General features: G+C 35.7%; 2 protein-coding genes. One reads left to right on the top strand and one right to left on the bottom strand.

Annotated features, from left to right (window positions below; genetic code table 11):
* Positions 1–25: 25 nt before the first annotated feature.
* The gene (gene repM / locus I2F23_RS13665; protein WP_195773116.1) at positions 26–964 is read right to left on the bottom strand and encodes a replication initiation protein RepM; all 939 of its coding nucleotides are present in this window, start codon (positions 962–964) and stop codon (positions 26–28) included.
* Between the two features lie 1820 nt (positions 965–2784).
* On the opposite strand from repM, the gene I2F23_RS13660 reads away from it, so the two are divergent.
* Complete coding sequence (locus I2F23_RS13660; protein WP_195773115.1) at positions 2785–3603, top strand: hypothetical protein; 819 nt, start codon at positions 2785–2787, stop codon at positions 3601–3603.
* The last annotated feature ends 11 nt before the right edge of the window (positions 3604–3614 follow it).

The raw sequence follows: 3614 nt of genomic DNA, 5'->3' as shown, positions 1-3614 counted from the left end.
CTATAAAGTTTATAGAGTTGGGATTTTAAGCGTTAAACCCAACTTTTTCGAGCATCGGATATAGTTCTCTGAATTTTTCAGGTATCAGAAGCATATCTGCAATGCGTTTTGCAAAGCAATCGTATGATTCTGTGCCTTGTGAATATTTGCTCATTTCGGGCATTTCAGACAATTTACTAGCAAAAAAATGACGCTGTTTATCAGTCATGTTCGTAAAAAAGTCGGGGGTGTTCTGATCTTTCTTGTGTTCAATCGGTTTTTTAACCTGTTTTTGTTTGAATTTAAAAGAAAATCCAACAATAGAACGACCTTCCCTGTGTTGTTCGTACGTGGCTTTGATGTCCGTATGCTTGTTAATTTGCTCTAAGGCAATATGTAGTACCTTTTCTTTAAATTGCCCCATTCTTTGATATTCGTGTTTGAGAACCCCCATTTTAGCTCTAAAGTCCTCAAGTTTAATTTGTGGGGTTTTACCCGAACTACGCCAAGCGATCAGTAATTCATACAATCGGACAGCATAGCCGCTGCTTAAATATGCAGTCTGTTTGATTTCATAGCTAGTAAAGTGCTTTTGTAACTCAGTAATAAGCGGAAGAACATCATCAGCAAAAGTAAATACAACAGTGGCGGAGTTATCAATATAGCCAATTTTCTGAACCCACCGACTTGTCATGTTTGCTATACGCCCCCCTACGTTCTCTTGATAGCTAAATTGACGAGCAAACAGCGTCTTACAGGCTTCTTTTAAGCTCTTGTAGGCGACACTAGGGTCAACGTGAAATGTATTAATATAATCGCTTGCTGAAATCATAATGGGCTTGCTATCCAAGCAATCTAAATTCATTTTGTGAACATTTTCTCTAACAGAAACAGTAGCCAATAAAATTAAGCGTTGTTCAACAAGACTGAGGCTGTAACTCGCATTGATTAGAGCATTGTCTTTTACAACTAATTCACTTTCCATATTAAAACTCTTTTATTATTTAGTGTATTAATACACGTTTTTAAATAAGTGTCAATAAACGGCAAATTGGTGTACTTATAACGGCAAATTGGTGTACTTATTTCAGTTACAAACGGCAAATTGGTGTACTTATAACGGCAAATTGGTGTACTTATTAAAGGTGAAACCCACGTGGCACAAGGGCTGTGGCGGACGTAAAAATATTAAAAATATATTTAAAAATAAAAAATGATTTTTTTTTTATTTAAAAACTTTATTTTTTTTATTTTTTTAGATAGTAAAAACTGTTTTGAAGTTAAGTTTTTTAAAAGCAAAAGCGTAGTCGGGGAGATGATAAGCAAATAATTTCTAGTCACTTCGTTCTGTTAATTTTGATATGAAGCAAAGAAAAGCCACCCACTTTAGAAAGTGGGGGCTTAGGTTAATTTAAATTAAATGATTAGATTTAATTTTGATTACTCAGTATTTGAGTATTTAAGCCTTATTTTTGTCTAAATCAAATATTGAGTTACAGTTACCAGCCGCAACTCAAGTGCATACTGATTTATCACGTCAGTGTATAGCACTTGTTGAGCAATCACGCTCATTCAACAACATTTCCAAATTTTCACAGCATCGGCTCGGTCTTTCGTTCATCTAAAGTGCTCACGTTTTTATTCGCTCGAACCCGACTATCATGATAAATCATGAACCTAATCATCCGATCTCCCACCCTTACCGCCAAAACCTAATTAAATAGCCACCATAGCTAAAAAAATACGAGTTTCTTTAGTACGAGCTTCCCACATTATTTTTTAAGTTCATTTTAATGCCCTATTTCTTGCTTTCGCTCAAACTTCATTCGTTACGCTCGCCAATTTTCCTGACCTTTTTTGCGGAGTTGTTCCAAGATCGCAATTAGGGTTTGGCTAGAAGTTCTTTAGATTCACAGTGCAATTAAAATTTTCTGATCAGCATGCTCACTGTTGTAAGTTGCATGCCGTTACAGGCTTAAGCTATCCGAATTATCTTGCTTATATATTCACAAGTACAAACAGTTCGTGAGTTGTTCTAACTCCAACCGCACATAGTTTTTCTCTATGTTTATCGCCCACCTGATCAGCTTGCATGTCAAAATCACTCATGACAAACAAGGGTTATTAACGCTCAACTAAAATCCTTTTAGTTTATTGCTCGCCTTACTTAAAAACAGGATTAGTTATGTCACCATAACGTCCGTTTCTGTGTCGCCCAACAACATATTAAATTTTTAAATGCTTATTTTGAATTGAGTAGAATGAGAGAGTTTCACTCTCAAGCCCTCGTTGTAGCCGCACCAGCTAGGTTTCCCTCGCATGCAGCTTCACCGACAAGAATTGGTTAGATCCTAGTTCGGAAAATTTGGAATTAGTTACATCGAAAATCGGGGTGATAAATCCCGATTTTTTAATTTTTTTCAAATTTTAAAAACGGGAAAACCTCCGCAAATCTCTTTGATGCAGATAATTTTTTTGACATGAATATTTTTGTGAAATCTTAAAAATCTCAGAAGATAATAATATTCAAATAAGCTGTATCTAATTACTCCATTTGACGCATGGATGACGAGGATGTGCATGTGTACTCATCAAGTGTAATGTCACTTTGAGATAAGACTTTCACATATCCTGACTTCATCATAGCCAAATTGCATCATGAAATCAAATGCACGGAACAACCATATACACGAATACAAATTGCGGCTTTTAATCCAATTTTGACAAGGCTAAAAGCCTTGTATAGCATTGCTTCCAATGAAAATACGTTAATTTTTTTGTAATTTTTTAAAATCGGGGGAGTAGATGCTGTATTTTTGCGTAAAAACGAGTGAGTATTTGCAGTCAATAATTGACATCGTGAGCCGAGGTTCGGGCTACTACAAGCAGATTGATGTTGATGTAAACAAAGCTGAAAGTGTGATTAACAAGTTCACTGATCGTTACAATGCAAATATCAGTAGCAGACAACGTAGCTATCTCAGAGAAACAAAAAAATGCGTTTTTGATATTGTGATTTTATACAATCAGTCACTCGCCAAGTATCAAAAAATACGCTTTTGTGTTCTTGCGACTTTTCCCGATGATGCAGATATTTCAAAAGGTCATGACGAATACATTTTAAAAAGCATTGGGGGTGAGTTTCGTTACGACTTTGAGCGTTTTTATGATGTAGCTAATCGCAAGACACGTTTTTGTTATCACTTCGCTGCTGATCATAAAGTGCCTGTGTATGAGCTTGTGAAATTGCCTTATTCAAGCGAGGAAAAAAAACAAAAAAGCATCAAAGCAACAGACTCTTGGACATTCCGACTTCATAAAGATTTTTTGAAAATAAAAAGTAAATCAATCGAGCAAGCATTCAAAAAAGCACAGCACAGTAAAACGCTTTCAACATTTCAACTTGATATTTTGCCGAGTCTTGCAGGATTTAGAGGGGTGCGTGATGATGTTTTTAGATTAAATAAAGACGTTTTTAGGCTTTCACACAAATATTTGAACTGTTCAGCGAGTAATTTAGACATTGAGTTAAAAAAACCGCAGTATGTGCGGAAAATAGCTCGTCTAACGCATTCTTTTGATGGGATGGTGCAATTCACCAAGGAATACGTTAAACACGCTTAAATCGCATGATT

The sequence above is a fragment of the Acinetobacter pollinis genome, assembly GCF_015627175.1.
In the GTDB taxonomy this organism is placed as follows: domain Bacteria; phylum Pseudomonadota; class Gammaproteobacteria; order Pseudomonadales; family Moraxellaceae; genus Acinetobacter; species Acinetobacter pollinis.
The sequence above is the reverse complement of the archived record's forward strand: the minus strand, read 5'-3'. Positions and strand labels throughout refer to the sequence as shown.